Here is a 16,668-nt window from a genome sequence, read left to right as displayed (position 1 = left end):
TGGCGGGCTGTCGCCGGTTGATGCTAATAATATGCATTGATCGGGGTCAAGGATGCCGGAGGCGCAGATGGTCAGTGTCGGGTTGCTGCTGAGCGACGTGCCGGTGGCGTCGGTCTCGGCCGCCGAGCAGTTCGCCGACGTGCTCGCGATCGTCGAGGCCGGCCAGGAGCTGGGCTTCGACCACTTCACGATCGGCCAGCACTTCCTCTACGGCGAGCAGCGCTGGCTGCAGCCGGTCCCGCTGATGGCGCGGCTGGCCGCCGAGGTCGACCCGCACGTGCGGCTGGTCACCAACATCATCGTCGCGCCGCTCTACCACCCGGTGCTGCTCGCCGAGGAGATCGCGACGCTCGACGTGGTCACCGAGGGCCGGCTGGTCTTCGGCGCCGGCCTCGGCTACCGCGCCGAGGAGTTCGACCACCTCGACGTCCCGTTCCGACAGCGGGCCAGCCGGTTCGACGAGTCGCTGGAGCTGATGCGGCGGCTGTGGACCGAGGACGAGGTCACCCACCACGGGCGCCACTGGCGGCTCGACGGCGTACGGCCGCACCTGCGTCCGGTCCAGGACCCGCACCCGCCCATCTGGATCGGCGCCCAGGCCCTGCCCGGCGTACGACGGTGCGGCCGCTTCGGCGACGGCTACGCCACGCCACCGGAGGCCACCCGGGCCGACATCGCGGAGCGCTTCGCCGTCGTGCGCGACGGCTTCGCCGAGCGCGGCAAGGCGTTCAGGCCCCAGCCGCTGCGCCGCAATGTCACCCTCGGTGCCTCGCGCGACGAGGCCGTCGCCGAGTACGCGCGCGTCGCGCAGGGGAAGTACCTCACCTACGCCCGCAAGGGCTTCGAGGTGATGAGCGGCGAGGACCTCGAGCGGGACTTCGCCGCGACCGTCGCCGACCATGCGGTCCTCGGCACCCCCGAGCAGGTCACCGCCGAGCTGCTCGGCTACGTCCGCGACCTCCCCGTCGATCCGCTCCTGGTCCGTCTCGGCTGGCCGCCGATGAGCCGCCGGGAGAACCTCGACGCGATGCGGCTCTTCGGCCGCGAGGTGCTCCCCGCGCTCCGCGCCCAGCCCGCCCGGCGCGACCTCGCGGACCCCGCATGACCCCTGCGGCGCCGGTGGTGGCGCTCGCCTCGGCCGACCTGCTGGGCGAGGGGCCGTGGTGGGACGAGCGGACCGGCACGCTGGTCCGGGTCGACATCCGCGCCCGCGCCGTCCGGCGCTGGCACCCGGCCAGCGGGAGCACCGCCGAGACCGTGCTCCCCGACGAGGTGAGCCTGGCGCTCCCTCGGCGTACCGGAGGCCTCGTCGTCACCCAGGTCGACCGGGTCGGCCTGCTCGACGCCGACGGCCGGCTCGAGGACCTGGTCGACGTCGAGGCCACCAACCCCGAGACCCGGCTCAACGACGGAGCCTGCGACGACGACGGCCTGCTCTGGGTCGGCACCTACTCGCCCCGCATGAAGCCGGACGCCGGGCTGCACGTGGTCCGGCCCGACGGCTCCGCCGAGCAGGTCCTCGACGGCCTGGTCGCCTCCAACGGACTCGCGTGGCACGGCGACCTGCTCTACGCCGTGGACACCGGCCGCGCCGTCGTCGACCGCTACCGCCGCGGCCCGGGCACCACCCTGCGCCCGCTCGGTCCCCTCGTCGAGCTGGACCCGGCGACCGAGCTGCCCGACGGCATCGCGCTGGACCGCGAGGGCGCGGTGTGGGTCGCCGTCCTGAAGGCGGGAGAGGTGCGGCGCTACCTGCCCGACGGCCGGGTGGACGTCGTCGTACCCGTACCGGTCACCAGCCCCACCTCCGTGGCCTTCGGGGGCGCCGGCCTCGACCGGCTGTTCGTGACCAGCTCCAGCTACGCGCTCCCGCCCGATCACGCCGAGCCCGCGGGGTCGGTGCTGGAGATCCGGCCGGGCGTGCGGGGCGTGCCGGTCCGCCGCTTCGCCGGCTGACCGCCCCCGGGCGGCGCCGGCAGTTTGACCCGGTTCGCGGGAGGGAACCCGGCTCGTGTGCAGAGCCCGCCACCACCGCCTCCGGGGCCACCGCCCCCGGCGCCGGCCACCTTCGCCGTCCCCACCACCGTCGGCGTCGGTTCGCAGCCCGCGGAGAAGACCGTCCCCGGTCCGCCGGTCGTCTACGTGCCGACTCGGCTGGACGAGGACGGCGTGCCGGTCGACGTGCCGCTGCTGCGGCTCGCCGACGGGCGGATCGGCCTCCTGGGCTACTCCGCGCTCGACCGGCTCGTCGACTGCCTGGGCGACGACCAGCCCTGGCTCCTGGCCGATGCCGCGGTGCTCGCCGCGATCGCCGAGGTGCGACCCTATGACGTGAAGCTGCTCGACGTCGCCGTACCCGAGGAGCACCGGACCCGACTGCTGAGGGAGTTCTGATGGCGGAGGTCTCGCTCGACGCCGGCACCGAGGAGCAGCTCGAGCACATGCACCGCCTCGCCCGGCTGCGGATCGCCTCCTCCGACAAGGACTCACCGCTCGAGGTCGACGCCGGCATCGCCGGCGACCACGTCTTCGCGATCCTGTCGGCGCTGGCCACGACCGGAGCGGACTTCGCCTTCGTGCACCAGGGCACCGCGAAGATGATCCTGGACGCCGCCACCGAGCTGGGCCTGACCGAGCAGGCCGTCACCGAGGCGATGCGCAAGCTGGAGAAGCTGCTCGCATGATCGACACCGAGATCGCCGGCGATCCCGCCAACATCCGAGCCTGGGCGACCTGGCTGCGCGCCGGACTGAGGGCGGGCCTGGACGAGACCTCCGACAACGCGGTCAAGGCGCGCAAGGTCGCCCGGGACGGCTGGCACGGTGAGGGCGGCGAGGCCTACCTGGCCTACAACCAGAAGCTGGTCGAGGCGACCGACACCCAGGAGAAGCGGGTCGGGCGAGGGGCGCAGGCGTTGGGCGACCTGGCCGCCGAGCTCACCTCGGCACAGGGCAAGATGACGGCCCTTCGGACCCGGGCGACGAACGGCGGGCTGACCGTGACCGGCTTCGTCATCGAGGCGCCCGCCGACGTCCCCGCGGCGGAGGTCGAGCCGGGCTCGCCCGAGGAGGCGGAGCACGACGCCGCCGTGGGTCGCGTGAAGCTCTACGACACCTTGGCCGACGACGCCGTCAAGATCCGCGGCGACTACGCGGACTGGGTCGACTCCACGATGCCGTCGGCGGTGACCGACGCCGAGGAGGACGACGCGATCCGGCAGCTGGTGAAGTTCATCAAGGCCCAGTACCCGGACCTGGTCGAGCTGACCGCGGTGGGCCTGGCCGCGTTGGCGACCCTGCTCAAGGACAAGCGGGCGAAGTTCCTGCGCGACTCCCGGCGCTCGGGCGACCCGCGCAAGCGGGCGCGAGTCAAGAGCCCCCGCGGCACCCAGTACGCCGACGACCTGGCCAAGCGGAGCAAGTTCCTGGACCGGCTGTCGAAGCTCTTCGGCAAAGCGGGCCTCCCGCTGGCGGTCGGCGCCGGCGTCTACGAGGGCGTCACGACGGGCGACTGGGTGAAGCCGGTGCTGACCGTCGGGGGCGGGATCGTGGCCGGGACCCTGATCGCGGCGGGACTCGCGTCGCTCCCGGTCACCCTCCCCGCGGCGGCGGTGACCGGGATCGTGGTCGTCGGTGCGGGCCTGGCGTCCTGGGGGATCGGCGAGCTCTACGACAAGTTCGAGGTGAAGGACAAGCTCGACGACCTGGGCGGCTGGACCAAGGACAAGCTGGACGACGTGGGCGGCGCGATCTCCGGTGGCTGGGACAAGGTGACCCCGTGGTGAGTGACCAACGCGGGCAGCGGCGGCGCGCCGTCCTGGGCCTGGGGGTGGTCGTTGCGGGTCTGGCCGTGCTGCTCGGCGCCCTGGCGGTGGTCGGCGACGGGCGCGACCGGGTGGCGGCGGCGGTCGGCCTGCTGATCGTGCTGCTGGGCGGCCTGCTGCTCGCCCTGCTGGTCATCCGCCCGCGTCCGGCGGGGTGGCAGCCGAGCGAGACGCTCCGGTTGCGGGCCCGTGCCGGGTTCGAGGTGCCGATGCGCGCGCTCGTCGTGCTGTCGGTGCTGCTCGGCGTCGTCGTCGGGCTGTCGGTCCCGGCCGAGATCGGCGAGCCCGGTCCGGCCTCGGCGACCGGCGTGCTCGCGCGCCTGGCGTTGGCGCTCGGCGCGCTGTGCGCGTTGCCGGTCCTGGTGCGGATGCTGGCCGGCAGGCTGCCGTGGATGACCCTAGAGCTCGGCCCGCGGCTCGTCTACCGCGGGTGGCGCCGGAGCGCGGACCTGGCCTGGGGCGACATCGACGCCATCGAGCAGCACCCGACGGCCGAGCGCGACATCGTCGTCCGGCACGGTCGCGGTGAGGAGCTGCTGATCCACGCCTCGCTCTTCCCCGGTGCGTGGGACGAGCTGCTCGACGAGCTGCGCCGCCGTCGGGCGCTCGCCGGGCGACGCTGAGTCCGGCTGAGCTCCGTTACCCCTCGCCAGCGGCCAGGTCGGCGTGGGCGTCGCGGAGCTGCCGCTTGAGGATCTTGCCGCTCGGGTTCTTGGGCAGGGAGTCCGCGAGGACGACGTACTTCGGCGCCTTGTAGCCCGCGAGCACCGACCGCGCGTGGGCGAGCACGTCCTCGGCGGCCAGCTCGGCGCCGGCGCGAGGAACGACGACCGCGGCGACCGCCTCCACCCAGCGCGGGTGGCTGACGCCGAAGACGGCGACCTCCGCGACGTCGGGGTGGGTGTAGATGGCCTCCTCGACCTCCCGGCTCGCGACGTTCTCGCCGCCGGTCTTGATCATGTCCTTCTTGCGGTCGACGACGTAGAGGTGGCCGGTGTCGTCGAGGTAGCCGAGGTCGCCGGAGTGGAACCAGCCGCCGCGGAACGCCTCGGCGGTCTTGGCCTCGTCGCGGTAGTAGCCGAGGGTGGCGTGCGGGCTGCGGTGCACGATCTCGCCGACCGTCCCCGCCGGCACCGGCTGGTCGTCGTCGTCGACGATCCGGGTCTCGACGTTGAGCGAGGGCCGGCCCGCCGAGCCGGCGTACGGCAGCTGCTCGTCGGGGCCGAGGATCGTGGCGAGCGGGGCCATCTCGGTCTGGCCGTAGAAGTTCCACAGCGCGACGTCGGGGAGCCGCTCCTGGAGCTCGCGGAGCACCTCGACCGGCATCGGCGAGGCGCCGTAGTAGCCCTTGCGCAGGCTGGACAGGTCGGTCGCGTCGAAGTCGGGGTGGCGCAGCAGCCCGATCCACACGGTCGGCGGGGCGAAGAACTTGGTCACCCGGTGCTCGGCGATCGCCCGCAGCACGGTCGCCGGGTCGGGGCCGGGCAGGATGATGCTCGTCGCGCCGAGGTAGACGTCGGTGCCGAGGAAGCAGTCGAGCTGGGCGCAGTGGTAGAGCGGCAGCGTGTGGAGCTCGACGTCGTCGGCGCTCATCGACCCGTCGAGCGCGCACGAGACGTACTGCCACAGCAGCGACCGGCTGCTCAGCAGCGCGCCCTTCGGCCGCGACTCGGTGCCCGACGTGAACATCATCCGCACCGGGTCGTCGTCGGCCATCGGTACGACGACCGCCGGGCCGTCGTGGTCCAGCCACCCGGCGAGGTCCTCCCAGCCGGACGGCGGGGTGGCGCCCGTGGGGAGGATCGCCCGGCGCTCGCGCACCTGCGGGTCGGCCGCCGCGGCGAGCGCGGCGTCCGCCACGGGCACCAACGCGTCCTCGGCCACGAAGCCGGCCGCCCCGCTGTGGTCGAGGATGAAGGCGATCTCGTCGGCGCCGAGCATGAAGTTGATCGGCACCAGCACCACGCCGGCGCGGGCGGCGGCGAAGTCGAGCACGGCGAACTGCCAGCAGTTGTGGCTGAGCAGGGCCAGCCGGTCGCCCTTGCGGAGCCCGGCCGCGGTGAGCGCGGCGGCGGTGCGCTCGACGTACGCGTCCAGCTCGGCGAAGGTCAGCTGCTTCTCGCCGTCGATCACCGCGACCTTCTCGGGAACCCGCTGGGCGGTGCGGCGGGGCAGGTCGCCGAGGGTGTGCTGGCGGGCCGAGGAGACGTCGCTGTCGCTCATGCCGGGCAGGCTATATCGCCTGCCGCCTGAGCGGCCCTCCGGTCGTCGTGGCGCTGGACGGCTACCGGCTCCATCGGGGCGCGCGCTTCTCGAAGAACGCGGTGACCCCCTCGACCCGGTCGGGCGAGCCGGCGACCCGCGCGGCGGCGGCGTCGGTGGCGGTCCAGCCGACCGACTCGGCCGGGCCGCGGGCCTCCTGGACCGCGCGCAGCGTCGTGGCGACCGCGTCGGGGGAGTTGCGCAGGATCCGCTCGGCCAGCTCGCGCGCGGCCGCCGCGGCCCCTCCGGCGTCGACCAGCCGGTTGACCAGGCCGACCTCGTAGGCGCGGGTGGCGTCGATCGGGTCGCCGGTCAGCAGCAGCTCGGTCGCCACCGCGGGCGGCAGCCGGTCCGGCGCGCGGAACAGCGCGCCGCACACCGCGGCCAGGCCGCGCGCGACCTCCGGGAGCCCGAACCGCGCGTCCCGACCGGCGACCACGAGGTCGCAGGCCAGCACCACCTCGAAGCCACCGCCGTACGCCGGGCCCTCGACCGCGGCGATCAGCGGGGTGGCCCGCCGCCGGCGTACGACGCCGTACTCGCCGCCGCGGGACGTGGCCGGGCTGGCCGGCTCGTGCAGGTCGGTGCCGGCGCTGAAGGCGGGGCCGTTGGCAGCCAGGATGCCGACGTGCAGCGACGGGTCGTCGTCCAGCTCGTCGAGCGCGGCCGACAGGGCGTCGGCGAGCGCGCGGTCGAAGGCGTTGCGCTGCGCGGGGCGGTTCAAGGTGAGCAGCAGCACGGCGCCGTCGCGCTCGACGTCCAGGACGCTCACGGGCGCACCACCCGGGTGACGACGTCGGCCAGTCCGGAGCGCTCGGTGCGGAAGCGGTTGACCGGGTGCGCCGTGGCCGGCCGGCCGAAGGCGACGGCGCAGACCACGAGCCGGTCCTCGGGCAGGCCGAGCAGCTCGCGCACCTGGTCGGCGTACATCGCGATCGCGCCCTGGGCGATCGAGCCGACTCCGAGATCGAGCGCGGCGTTCATCAGGTTCGCGACGTAGCCGCCGCAGTCGATGGCGCCGTAGACGCCCTGCTCACGGTCGGTCGTGACGATGACCGCGTGCGGGGCGCCGAAGAACGAGAAGTTCCGCAGCATCTGCTCGGCTCGCGCGCCGAAGTCGGAGCGCTCGATGCCGAGGCTCTCGTAGAGCGCGTAGCCCGCGGCCCGTCGCCGGTCGGCGTACGCGCCGCTGTAGCCCGCCGGCATCGGCAGGTCGGCGGTGCCTGCCGCGCCGGACGCGGCGTGCGCGCCGAGCTCCTTGGCGAACCAGTCCAGCGCGTCGCCGTCGAGCAGGTGGACCTGCCAGGGCTGGGTGTTGCACCAGGAGGCGGTGCGCTGCGCGGTCGTGAGCAGCTCGGTCACCGTCTCCTCGGGGAGCGGCTCGGGCAGGTACTCCCGGCAGCTCCACCTGCTCGCCATCAGCGCGGCGAAGTCCATGGGTCGTCCTCTCGGTCGGGTCGGGTCAGGTCGCGCTACGTCGCCTCGGCCGCGTCGGCCAGCGGCGTCCCGAGCCGCAGGTCGAAGTCCCGGGCCTCCTCCCACACGCTGAGCGTGCGGGCGCCCAGCGCCTCGTCGGGCCCGGCGACGGTGAGCACATAGCGGCCGTTGGCGGGGCGCGGCACCTCGTAGCGGCCCTCGTGGTCGGTGCGGACGGTCGCCACCAGCTCGCCGGTGGTGCGGGTGATGACGACCAGCGCGTCGACGACCGGCCGCTCCTCGGCGTCGCGGATGACGCCGCGCAGGGTGAGCCGCTCGCGCAGCACGATCGGCGGCACCGGCGCCGCGCTGTCGAGGGTCATCATCCGCGAGCGCGGTCGCCAGCCGTCGGCGGAGGTGACCACGAGGTAGTCCGCCGGCTCCGGTACGGCGGCCGCGAACCGACCCTCGGCATCGGCCTGGCCCCAGTCGACCGCCCGGCCGTCCGGGGTCAGCACCGTCACCACGGCGTGCCGGATCGGGTATCCCTTGAGGCTGAGCACCTGGCCCTGCACGATCTGGGCGCGCGTGGTGTTCTCGGACCCGGAGCGATCCGCTGCCTCGGCGTACTCCCGCATCCGCAGCATCGGTACGCCGATCAGCGCCGTCGCCAGCGCGGAGCCCGCGGCCAGCCAGAAGAGCAGCAGCAGCGCGTCGAAGGTCGGCACCTCGCGCCCGGCGAGGGTCAGCGTGGAGGCGGTGGTGATCGCGGCGGTGGCGGCGCTGGCGGTCGAGGTGCCGAAGGAGCGGAGCAGCACGTTGAGGCCGTTGGCCGAGGCGGTCTCGGTGACGGGGACGGCCCGCATGATCAGGGTCGGCAGGGCGCCGTAGACCATGGCGGTGCCGACGCCGACGATCACCGAGCCGGTCACGACCTGCGCCAGGTCGGCGCTGTAGAACACCCGCCAGACGTAGGTCACGCCCATGATCAGGGCGCCGGAGACCAGCGTGGCCTGCGGGCCGATCCGGCGGATCAGCCACGCCGAGACGGGAGCCATCAGGCCGAAGGCAGCGGCGTTCGGCACCATCCACAGGCCGGTGTGCAGGATGTCGAGGCCGCGGCTGTAGCCGGTCTCGACCGGCAGCTGGAGCAGCTGGGTGGTGACCAGCATGTTGGCGAACATCGAGAACCCGGCGAACACCGACGCCAGGTTCACCAGGACGACCGAGCGCCGGGCCGCGACCCGGACGTCGACCAGCGGCCGCGGCGTGCGCAGCTCGAGCGGCACCCAGACCGCGAGCACCGCCGCACCGCCGGCGAGACAGCCCAGCGTCGAGGCCGCGGTCCAGCCCCACTGGCCGCCCTTGGACAGCGCGAGCAGCACCGCGGTCAGCGCCGCCGAGAGCAGGACGGCGCCGCGCAGGTCGAAGGAGCCGCTGGTGCGCACCGGCGACTCCGGCAGCAGGCTCAGGGTGCCGGCGATGAGCGCGAGCCCGACCGCCCCGGTGAGCCAGAACGACGCGTGCCAGTCGAGATGCTCGACGATCAGTCCCGACAGCGGCAGACCCACGCCGGCGCCGATCGCGAGGGTCGCGCTCATCAGCGCCACGCCCAGCGGCACCCGGTCGCGCGGCAGCTCGTCGCGCATGATCGCGATCGCCACCGGGATCAGTGCGACGCCGACCCCCTGCAGCGCCCGTGCCCCGATCAGCAGCGGGAGCGCCTGGCTCACCGCCCCCAGCAGGGACCCCAGCACGGCGACGCCCAGTGCCACCACCATCATCCGGCGCTTGCCGTACATGTCGGCGAGCCGGGAGATCGTCGGCGTCGCCACCGCGCCGCTGAGCAGGGTCGCGGTCACCAGCCAGGAGGCGCTGTCGGCCGACGTACCGATCAGCCGGGGGAGGTCCGGCAGCAGGGGGAGGAGCAGGGTCTGCTGCAGTGACACCACGATGCCGCAGCACGACAGCATCGCCACGATGACCGCAGGGCTCGTGCGTGGCCGGATCGGTTCGACGACCACGCTGGAGGCATCCCTTCTCGATCGCGCCGCATCTACGCTGCGCCCTATGCACCGTATCTTCTCGACGAGCGTCTCGTCGGTCTACTTCCACTACGTGGCCAAGGTGGAGCGCAAGGGCCGCACCCGCGACGAGCTCGACGAGGCGATCTGCTGGCTCACCGGCTTCTCGCCCGCCGAGCTGCACGCCCACCTCGACGCCGGCACGACCTTCGAGGACTTCTTCGCCGCCGCTCGGCTCAACCCGGCGGCCGCCTCGATCACCGGCGTGGTCTGCGGCGTGCGCGTCGAGGACGTCGAGGACCCGCTGATGCAGCGGATCCGGTATCTCGACAAGCTCGTCGACGAGATCGCCCGTGGCAAGGCGATGGACAAGGTGCTGCGCAGCTGACGCTTCCCGGGTGCTTTGACAGGCCGCTTGTGTTCGAACATGTGTTCGAATAGGATGAGCGCATGTCTTCTCTCGGGGCGCTCTCCACGGCTACGGCCGCGGCCGACCGCGCCGCCGAGCTGGCCCGCCTCGACTGGCACGAGCTCGAGGGCCTCGATGCGGTGAATGTGGTCGAGTCGATCACAGCGGCCCGCTCGTTCCTCGACGCCGCCCTGCTGCGAGGCATCGAACGACTCGAGGCCACCGACGCGGTCCGTGAACTGGGCTGGGCCTCGGTCAAGGACTACCTCACCCACCTCACCGGCGGCCACAAGGGCAGCGGCGGCGGACTGGTCCGCGCGGTCGAACAGCTCCGCGACCTGCCCGAGGTCCAGACCGCCCTCGAAACCGGACACGTGACCCTGCCCCAGGCCCGCGCGATCGCGGCCAAGGTCCACACCCTGCCCCGAGTCCCCGAGTTCCGCACCGCCGTCGCGGGAGCGATGCTGGAACTGGTCGACACCCACCATTACGACGCCTCCGACCTGCAGAACGCGTTCGGTGATGTGGTGCGTGGACTCGACCCCGACGCCGCACTCGTCAACGCAGACAAGGAGAAGGCCAAGGCCGAACGCGGTGCCCACCACGCCCGCCACCTGTCCTTCGCCGAGGACGGTCTCGGCGGGGTCCGCCTCAACGGCTACGGCACCCTCGAGGACACCGAGGCGATCAAGGCGGTCCTGCTGCCGCTCGCGGCGCCGGTGACCTCCGCGCCGAGCGCCTGCGGTGGGATCCCCCGGCCGGCCGGGGCCCCGGCCTACGACACCGACGGGGTGGCCACCGCCCGGGCCTGCCTGGACCCCGAATGCGCCCACGACGGACGCGACGTCCGTGACGCCGGCGCCCGGCTATGGGACGCCCTGGTCGAGGCGTGTAACCGGCTCACCCTCACCGACCAACTCACCGGCAACCTCACCGGCAACCTCCCCAGGGACCACGGCGCCCAGCCCCGAGTGGTGGTCCTCATCGACCACGACAGCCTCCGCCAACAAGTCATCGACACCGGACTGGCGCGCAACGGCCAGACCCCGAGCGGCACCCGCCTGTCCGCGACCGCGGTGCGGCGGATGGCCTGTGACGCCGAGATCATCCCCGCCGTCCTCGGCACCCACAGCCAGGTCCTCGACGTGGGCCGGGCCCAACGCCTCGTCACCCCCGCCCTGTGGACCGCGCTGGTGATCCGGGACCGACACTGCGCCTTCCCCGGCTGCACCCGCATGCCACTGGCCTGCGACGCCCACCACATCACCCACTGGGCCGAACAAGGCACCACCAGTCTCGACAACCTCGTCATGCTCTGCCGCCACCACCACACCCTGACCCACCAAACCCCCTGGGTGGTCCGCATCGACGAGGACACCGGACAACCCGTCTGGACACCACCACCACGCAACACCCTCGACAACCTCCGCAAGGCCGGGATGGCCTACGCACCCGCCCGACCACGCGCCGCCTGAGCCGGGAGCGGTGGGGTGACCCGGGGGTGCGACCAGGTGCTTGCGCCTAGCAAGCACGTCCCATACCCTCGGTATCCGCAACTCACCGTTGCACCTATCTGTCGCACCAGCGTCGGTGCGGAGGGAGCGAGGTCGCCATGCTTGCCCACGAACGGATCGGCTCGGGGGAGCCGCTCGTCCTGGTCCACGGGATCGGACACCGCCGGCAGGCGTGGTACCCGGTGGTCGACCGGCTGGCCGAGGAGCGCGAGGTGATCCTCATCGACCTGCCCGGTCACGGGGAGTCGCCGGCGTTGGTGCCCGACGGCCGACCGGTGCGCGACATCCTGCGCGACATCCTCGAGGACTTCTTCGTCGAGCAGGGCCTCGACCGGCCCCATATAGCCGGCAACTCGCTCGGCGGCCGGATCGCCCTGGAGGCGGCGGCCGACGACCTGGTGAGCAGCGCGACCACGCTGGCGCCGGCGGGGTTCTGGCGCAATCGGGTCGACTTCGCCTACATCCGTGCGGTGTTCACCCTGCTCACCGGCGCCGCGACGATCGCGCAGCCGGTGGCGCCCGCGATCCTCAAGACCGGACCCGGCCGGGCGGCGGCGTTCGGGCTGCTGATGACCAAGGGCGGCCGGCTCAGCCCGGAGGCCGCGCTGGGCGACCTGCGCGGGCTGGTCCACGCGCGGCCGGCGCTGGAGACGATCATCGACGGCGGCTTCCCGTTCGACCGCCCGATCGACCCGGCCATCCCGGTCACCGTCGCTTGGGGCACCCGCGACCTGGTGCTGCTCCCGTACCAGGCGGGCCGGGCCCGCCGGGCGCTCCCGGACGCCGTCCACGTGAGCCTGCCCGGCTGCGGTCACGTGCCCATGATCGACGACGTCGACCGGGTGGCCGGCGTGCTGCTCGAGGGCTCCGCGCACCCGCGGCTCGGCCGGGCGACGTACGACGTGGCCTGACCGAGCACGCGGCGGGCTCAGGTCTTGACCTCGCGCGGCACGTTCTGGACCTGCGGTGACACCGCCCGGGCTTCCTGCCGGACCTGCTTCGGTGGCCGGCCGAACCACCGGCGGCTGGCGCGCGAGAGCGCGCTCTGCTCGCTCAGGCCGAGGACGCCGGCGAGCTGGCCGAGCGGCATGTCGGTCTCGCGCAGGTAGCGCTCGGCCTCGTCGCGGCGTACCTGGTCGACGAGCGCGGCGAAGGAGGTGCCCTGCTCGGCGAGCTGGCGCTGGAGGGTGCGCCGGTGCACCGCGAGCTGGCCCGCGACCAGGTCCAGGTCGAGGGTGCCCGTGGGCAGCATGTGCCGCACCAGCTCGGCCACCGCGTCGGCGGTCGCGGAGGCGGCGGGGACCGCGATCGTGCCGAGATACTGCTGCACGACCGCGTGCACGTCGCCGTCGTCGCCGAGGGGCTGGGCGAGCACCGCGGCCGGGAACCGGAAGCCGTAGCCGTCGGTGGCGAACTCGACGGGGCAGCCGAAGTAGGTCCGGTACGCCGCCTCGTCGCCCAGCGGCTGATGGCGCAGCTGGACCGAGCGCGGGACGAAGCCCGCGCCGGCGAGCAGCTGGAAGACCCGGACGGAGACCCCCAGCGCGAGCTCGGCGGCCTGGCGGTGCGGCGGCGGGCGGCGTACGGCGATGCGCCAGGTCAGCTCCGCGAGCCGCCGGCCCGCGGGCGCGGTCACCGTGATCGCGATGGCGGGGCTGTAGACCGAGAGGTATTGTTCGATGGCCTGCAGTGCGGCACCCACCGAGCCGGCGGTGCGCGCGGCGACGCCCAGGGGGCCGAGGATCTCCAGTCCCTAGCGGGTCGCCAGCCGGCGGCCGAAGTCGGCGGCGCCGGTCGCCGTGGCCGCGGCCTCGAGGGCGGTCACCACGCTGCGATAGCTGATGAAGCTGTCGTGGTCGCCCACCGCGGCGGCGGGGAGATGAGCGAGGTCGAGCAGGGCCCGCACGTCGCCGCCCAACTCGGTGACGAGCTCTCCGTAGCCCTGCAGCGAGGTGCCACGAATGAGGGACATGTCGCCCAGGGTCAAGAACCCGTCGCCTGGTGTCAAGACTCAGACCGGCCCGAGCGACGAGGGTGCTGCCATGAGCCGCTTCGACATCACCCAGACCAATGCCGCCGTCCGTCGTCTGATGGAGACCACGACCAAGCCGCGCCACCGCTGGCTGCTGGAGGCCTACGACCGCCACCGCAACCTGGAGATGGCCGGGCGCTGGAAGGAGATCTTCGCGCCCGAGATGACGGTCGAGAGGCCGGTCTACCACTTCAACGTCTTCGGCATCCAGACCGTCCTCGACGGGGCCGAGGCGGTCCAGGCGGTCTACGAGGAGTGGACGGGGACGGCCCAGTGCGTCTTCTACGCCGCCGGTGAGCGGCTGGCCGTCGGCGACAACATGATCGTCTCGACAGCGACCATCTACCAGCAGACGCCCGGCGCGCTGCTGGCGGCGGCCGGCGCTCCCGTCGACCCCGGCGCGCACTACCTGGTCGCCAACGTCGAGCACATGATCTGGCCCTACGACGACGAGGGCCGCCTGGTCGGCGAGGACGTGTGGGAGATCGACGAGTCGCGGCGCGAGATCATCCCGCTCGACCCCGCGGAGGTGCTCACCGTCGAGCAGTCCGCCGCCCTCCTGGCGCCGTACATCCGGGATCTGCCGCCGCGTCCGTGGTGAGCTCGTCCCCGTCGGTCGCTACCGTGGCGCCGTGACCGACCTCCAGCAGACCACCGCCGACGTCCGCGGCATCATCCCGATCCTCGACGCGATGCAGGTCGAGATCGTCGAGCTGGGGCGCAATGCCGTGGCCGCGCGGATCCCCGCCGAGCCGAACGTCAACCACTTCGGCACGGCGTACGCCGGCTCGCTGTTCACGGTCGCCGAGGTCCTCGGCGGCCTGCTCCCGCGCACCTCCCTGGCCGTCGAGGGCGGCGTCCCGCTGATCAAGTCGATGACCATCGACTTCCTGCGGCCCGCCACCACCGCGGTCGTGTCCCGCGCTCGGATCGAGGACGACGAGATCGAGCGGGTGCTGGCGGAGTACGCCGAGCGGGGCAAGTCGGACTTCGAGCTGGTCGCCGAGGTCACCGACGAGGCGGGCACGGTCGTGGCCCGCACCCGCGGGCTGTACCAGCTGCGCCGGTTCTGACCCGCCCCGCCGGTGGGGCGGGTCAGTGGCTGACCTGCACCGCGACCGGCGTGGTCCACACGTAGCCGTACGGGTCGGCCGCGCCCGGGGTGTCCCGCAGCACCAGGCTGGTGAGGTAGTGGGTGCCGGCCGGCCGGCTGTCGAGGTCGACGGTGACCCGGAACCGGCCCGACACCGCGTCCTTCTCCATCGCCGCGTTGCAGCAGCTGGACCCGATCAGCGCGACCCCGGCGGCGTGCACGGTCACGCCCGGCGCGGGCGTGAGCTCGACGGTGACCCGGTTGCCCGTGGCCGCCACGACCGCGAGCGTCCCCGGCAGGATGTCGTCGAGGCGCACCGGCGCGGAGGCGGCGGTCGCGTTGCCGGCCGCGTCGGTGAAGGTGGTGCTGACGACGTAGTCGCCGGCGGGCAGCGCCTTCCCGTCGGGGCCGGTGCCGTCCCAGGTGAAGGACGTGACGTCCGCGCCGCCCTCGGCGACGACGTGGTCCACCACGGTCCCCGCGGCGTTGCGGACCACGAAGTCGGAGGAGCCGACGCTCGACTGGTCGCTCACCGCGAAGCGGAAGGTGCCGGCGGCGTACTGACCGGGCAGGCCGAGGTAGAGCCGGGTGTTGGCCGGCGGGGTGACCGCGGGCGGCGCCTCGTCGGGCAGCACCTCGAGCTGCTGGTCGGCGGTCGTGAAGGTCGTTGCCGCGGCGCCGGTGCCGCGGGTGATCAGAGCGCGGAGCGGGTGGCTCCCGTCGGATCGTCCGGCCAGGCTGAGCAGGGTGCGATAGGTGCCGGAGGCGGCGTCGTACGTGAGGGGCACCAGCTCCGAGGCGGCCTGCGCGCGGGGGGACGTCGACACGGCGACCCCCGTGACGCCGGCGCCGGCCTTCGGGGTCACCACGACCTGCCAGCGGTACCCGTCGACCCGGGTGGTCGCCAGGGTACCGGGAACGGTCGTGTCGAGGTCGAGGACCACCGCCGGACCGGCGGCGGACAGCCCGGCCGCGTCGGTGAACTTGGTGGCGACCCGGTAGCGGCCGGCGGGCAGGCGGGTGCCGTCGTTGCGGGTGCCGTCCCAGCGCAGCACGAGCCGCCGCGCGCGCTCGGGCCACGTACTCCCCTCGCTGACCAGGTCGCCGGTCGCGACCCGCACGCCGATGGGGTTGCGGATGTCGTAGGTGGCCGAGGCGATCTGGTTCGTCTCGCGGACGTCGTACGCGATCTCGCTGGTCTCGTACCGGTCGGGGTCGCGCAGATACAGGGTGTCCGACGACGTCGAGGACGGCGCGATCGCCGGGGCCGGAGCGACCCGGTCGACGATCCGGATCGGGACCGGGGCGGTGTAGCCACGCTGCTGGGCCCCGATCCGGTCGGTGAACTCGACCACGGCGGAGGCGTGGGCGACGCCCTCCCTGCAGTCGGACACCTTGAAGGTCGACTGGACACGCCCGCCGAGGCCGGGGCTCTGCAATGAGCTCAAGGCGCACGCCCGCGTCGGGGAGCCGTCGTTCACCAGGAACTGCGCGGCGCGCAGCGTCACTCCGGGCTTGGGGCCGACGGACATCGTGGCGTTGGTGGCGTAGGTGGCGCCGTTGACCACGCCCTGGAGCGGGATGACGGTGTGCCGGTCGAGCGGCAACGGGTAGCTCTCGACGTCTCGCCCGCCGTCCCTGTCGGTGGCTTCGACCCGCAGCGTGTAGTCGCCCTCGGGAAGGTCGGCGCCGGCCGCGTCCGTGAACCGCCAGGTGAGCTCGTAGAAGACGTCGATCGCCCGGACGGTCTCGAAGGTGCGGACCACGGCGCCCGACGCCGCGAGCACCTGGAGCGTGACCGCGGAGGGACGGGTGACGCGCAGCGTGACGGAGGCGCTCGCGCCGGTCGTGCCCACCGACGAGGTGAGGCCCGTCGCGAAGGTCACCTTCGGCTGGGTGTCGAAGCTGATCTGCACGGCCGGGTCGGCCGCCTGGGCCGCGGGCAGCGCCGCTCCCGAGATGGTCAGCGCGAGCACCGTCGTCGCGATCCTCAGCCAGCGCCCCATGTCCACTCCTTCGTCGGCGTCGCCCCCTCAACCCGCGAGCCAGCACTTTGGTGACGGCTTCCCACGCCTGGTTCCGGGTACCCCGTCCC

17 protein-coding genes and 1 pseudogene are annotated in these 16,668 nt (G+C 73.4%); 11 read left to right on the top strand and 7 right to left on the bottom strand.

Translation table 11 applies throughout. From position 1 onward, the window contains the following. The first annotated feature begins 52 nt into the window (after window positions 1-52). The 6 genes from JOD66_RS07085 to JOD66_RS07060 are packed head-to-tail and all read left to right on the top strand — an operon-like array spanning window position 53 to window position 4,446. Complete coding sequence (locus JOD66_RS07085) at window positions 53-1,105, top strand: LLM class flavin-dependent oxidoreductase (protein WP_204836193.1); 1,053 nt, start codon at window positions 53-55, stop codon at window positions 1,103-1,105. Then, on the top strand, window positions 1,102-1,956 hold the full coding sequence (locus JOD66_RS07080; protein WP_204836192.1) for an SMP-30/gluconolactonase/LRE family protein: 855 nt from the start codon (window positions 1,102-1,104) through the stop codon (window positions 1,954-1,956). Before JOD66_RS07085 ends, JOD66_RS07080 begins: the two co-directional genes overlap by 4 nt. 57 nt (window positions 1,957-2,013) lie before the next feature. Further along, on the top strand, window positions 2,014-2,394 hold the full coding sequence (locus JOD66_RS07075; RefSeq protein WP_204836191.1) for an SAV_915 family protein: 381 nt from the start codon (window positions 2,014-2,016) through the stop codon (window positions 2,392-2,394). Beyond that, complete coding sequence (locus JOD66_RS07070) at window positions 2,394-2,684, top strand: hypothetical protein (protein WP_204836190.1); 291 nt, start codon at window positions 2,394-2,396, stop codon at window positions 2,682-2,684. The genes JOD66_RS07075 and JOD66_RS07070 overlap by 1 nt, the downstream gene beginning before the upstream one ends. Next, window positions 2,681-3,784 (top strand): hypothetical protein, encoded by a 1,104-nt coding sequence (locus JOD66_RS07065; protein WP_204836189.1) that lies wholly within the window; start codon window positions 2,681-2,683, stop codon window positions 3,782-3,784. Before JOD66_RS07070 ends, JOD66_RS07065 begins: the two co-directional genes overlap by 4 nt. Beyond that, window positions 3,781-4,446: a hypothetical protein gene (locus JOD66_RS07060; RefSeq protein ID WP_204836188.1), complete on the top strand. Its 666-nt coding sequence runs from the start codon at window positions 3,781-3,783 to the stop codon at window positions 4,444-4,446. Before JOD66_RS07065 ends, JOD66_RS07060 begins: the two co-directional genes overlap by 4 nt. Before the next feature lie 16 nt (window positions 4,447-4,462). On the opposite strand, the gene JOD66_RS07055 is transcribed toward JOD66_RS07060, so the two are convergent. From JOD66_RS07055 to JOD66_RS07040, 4 genes are all read right to left on the bottom strand, one after another. Further along, complete coding sequence (locus JOD66_RS07055; RefSeq protein WP_204836187.1) at window positions 4,463-6,046, bottom strand: fatty acyl-CoA synthetase; 1,584 nt, start codon at window positions 6,044-6,046, stop codon at window positions 4,463-4,465. A gap of 61 nt (window positions 6,047-6,107) precedes the next feature. Continuing rightward, complete coding sequence (locus tag JOD66_RS07050) at window positions 6,108-6,857, bottom strand: enoyl-CoA hydratase-related protein (protein WP_307823362.1); 750 nt, start codon at window positions 6,855-6,857, stop codon at window positions 6,108-6,110. Next, a complete protein-coding gene (locus JOD66_RS07045; RefSeq protein WP_239545119.1) occupies window positions 6,854-7,522 on the bottom strand; it encodes a nitroreductase in 669 nt (222 codons plus the stop codon). The genes JOD66_RS07050 and JOD66_RS07045 overlap by 4 nt, the downstream gene beginning before the upstream one ends. A 35-nt stretch (window positions 7,523-7,557) precedes the next feature. Further along, window positions 7,558-9,525 carry an MFS transporter gene (locus tag JOD66_RS07040; RefSeq protein ID WP_204836186.1) on the bottom strand — a complete coding sequence of 656 codons (1,968 nt, stop codon included), beginning with the start codon at window positions 9,523-9,525 and terminating at the stop codon, window positions 7,558-7,560. A gap of 46 nt (window positions 9,526-9,571) precedes the next feature. Here JOD66_RS07040 and JOD66_RS07035 point away from each other — a divergent pair, with 46 nt between their 5' ends. The 3 genes from JOD66_RS07035 to JOD66_RS07025 all read left to right on the top strand — a co-directional run bounded on the left by JOD66_RS07035 (window position 9,572) and on the right by JOD66_RS07025 (window position 12,359). Continuing rightward, on the top strand, window positions 9,572-9,913 hold the full coding sequence (locus JOD66_RS07035) for a DUF2200 domain-containing protein (RefSeq protein ID WP_204836185.1): 342 nt from the start codon (window positions 9,572-9,574) through the stop codon (window positions 9,911-9,913). 62 nt (window positions 9,914-9,975) lie between these two features. Further along, window positions 9,976-11,409: an HNH endonuclease signature motif containing protein gene (locus tag JOD66_RS07030; RefSeq protein ID WP_204836184.1), complete on the top strand. Its 1,434-nt coding sequence runs from the start codon at window positions 9,976-9,978 to the stop codon at window positions 11,407-11,409. Between the two features lie 137 nt (window positions 11,410-11,546). After that, complete coding sequence (locus tag JOD66_RS07025) at window positions 11,547-12,359, top strand: alpha/beta fold hydrolase (RefSeq protein ID WP_204836183.1); 813 nt, start codon at window positions 11,547-11,549, stop codon at window positions 12,357-12,359. A gap of 17 nt (window positions 12,360-12,376) precedes the next feature. On the opposite strand, the gene JOD66_RS29720 is transcribed toward JOD66_RS07025, so the two are convergent. Continuing rightward, window positions 12,377-12,700 carry a helix-turn-helix transcriptional regulator gene (locus tag JOD66_RS29720; RefSeq protein ID WP_372442826.1) on the bottom strand — a complete coding sequence of 108 codons (324 nt, stop codon included), beginning with the start codon at window positions 12,698-12,700 and terminating at the stop codon, window positions 12,377-12,379. Between the two features lie 117 nt (window positions 12,701-12,817). After that, window positions 12,818-13,420 (bottom strand): annotated as a pseudogene (locus JOD66_RS29715) (AraC family transcriptional regulator); the annotation flags it as partial. A gap of 70 nt (window positions 13,421-13,490) precedes the next feature. Between JOD66_RS29715 and JOD66_RS07010 the strand changes: the two are divergent. Further along, on the top strand, window positions 13,491-14,081 hold the full coding sequence (locus JOD66_RS07010) for a hypothetical protein (protein ID WP_204836180.1): 591 nt from the start codon (window positions 13,491-13,493) through the stop codon (window positions 14,079-14,081). A gap of 31 nt (window positions 14,082-14,112) precedes the next feature. Continuing rightward, window positions 14,113-14,553, top strand: a complete 441-nt coding sequence (locus JOD66_RS07005) for a YiiD C-terminal domain-containing protein (protein WP_204836179.1) — start codon at window positions 14,113-14,115, stop codon at window positions 14,551-14,553. A gap of 22 nt (window positions 14,554-14,575) precedes the next feature. On the opposite strand, the gene JOD66_RS07000 is transcribed toward JOD66_RS07005, so the two are convergent. Then, the gene (locus tag JOD66_RS07000) at window positions 14,576-16,579 is read right to left on the bottom strand and encodes a FlgD immunoglobulin-like domain containing protein (protein WP_204836178.1); all 2,004 of its coding nucleotides are present in this window, start codon (window positions 16,577-16,579) and stop codon (window positions 14,576-14,578) included. Between the last annotated feature and the right edge of the window lie 89 nt (window positions 16,580-16,668).

Origin of the sequence: Nocardioides nitrophenolicus (assembly GCF_016907515.1) — a bacterium.
Lineage (GTDB): Bacteria > Actinomycetota > Actinomycetes > Propionibacteriales > Nocardioidaceae > Nocardioides > Nocardioides nitrophenolicus.
This window is presented reverse-complemented; position numbering and strand designations above follow the sequence as displayed.

Excerpts from the sequence above, each read along its gene's own strand:
- JOD66_RS07085 (WP_204836193.1), top strand. The coding sequence starts at position 53 with ATGCCGGAGGCGCAGATGGTCAGTGTCGGGTTGCTGCTGAGCGACGTG.
- JOD66_RS07080 (WP_204836192.1), top strand. The coding sequence starts at position 1,102 with ATGACCCCTGCGGCGCCGGTGGTGGCGCTCGCCTCGGCCGACCTGCTG.
- JOD66_RS07070 (WP_204836190.1), top strand. The coding sequence starts at position 2,394 with ATGGCGGAGGTCTCGCTCGACGCCGGCACCGAGGAGCAGCTCGAGCAC.
- JOD66_RS07065 (WP_204836189.1), top strand. The coding sequence starts at position 2,681 with ATGATCGACACCGAGATCGCCGGCGATCCCGCCAACATCCGAGCCTGG.
- JOD66_RS07055 (WP_204836187.1), bottom strand. The coding sequence starts at position 6,046 with ATGAGCGACAGCGACGTCTCCTCGGCCCGCCAGCACACCCTCGGCGAC.
- JOD66_RS07045 (WP_239545119.1), bottom strand. The coding sequence starts at position 7,522 with ATGGACTTCGCCGCGCTGATGGCGAGCAGGTGGAGCTGCCGGGAGTAC.
- JOD66_RS07035 (WP_204836185.1), top strand. The coding sequence starts at position 9,572 with ATGCACCGTATCTTCTCGACGAGCGTCTCGTCGGTCTACTTCCACTAC.
- JOD66_RS07030 (WP_204836184.1), top strand. The coding sequence starts at position 9,976 with ATGTCTTCTCTCGGGGCGCTCTCCACGGCTACGGCCGCGGCCGACCGC.
- JOD66_RS07025 (WP_204836183.1), top strand. The coding sequence starts at position 11,547 with ATGCTTGCCCACGAACGGATCGGCTCGGGGGAGCCGCTCGTCCTGGTC.
- JOD66_RS29720 (WP_372442826.1), bottom strand. The coding sequence starts at position 12,700 with ATGCTGCCCACGGGCACCCTCGACCTGGACCTGGTCGCGGGCCAGCTC.
- JOD66_RS07010 (WP_204836180.1), top strand. The coding sequence starts at position 13,491 with ATGAGCCGCTTCGACATCACCCAGACCAATGCCGCCGTCCGTCGTCTG.
- JOD66_RS07000 (WP_204836178.1), bottom strand. The coding sequence starts at position 16,579 with ATGGGGCGCTGGCTGAGGATCGCGACGACGGTGCTCGCGCTGACCATC.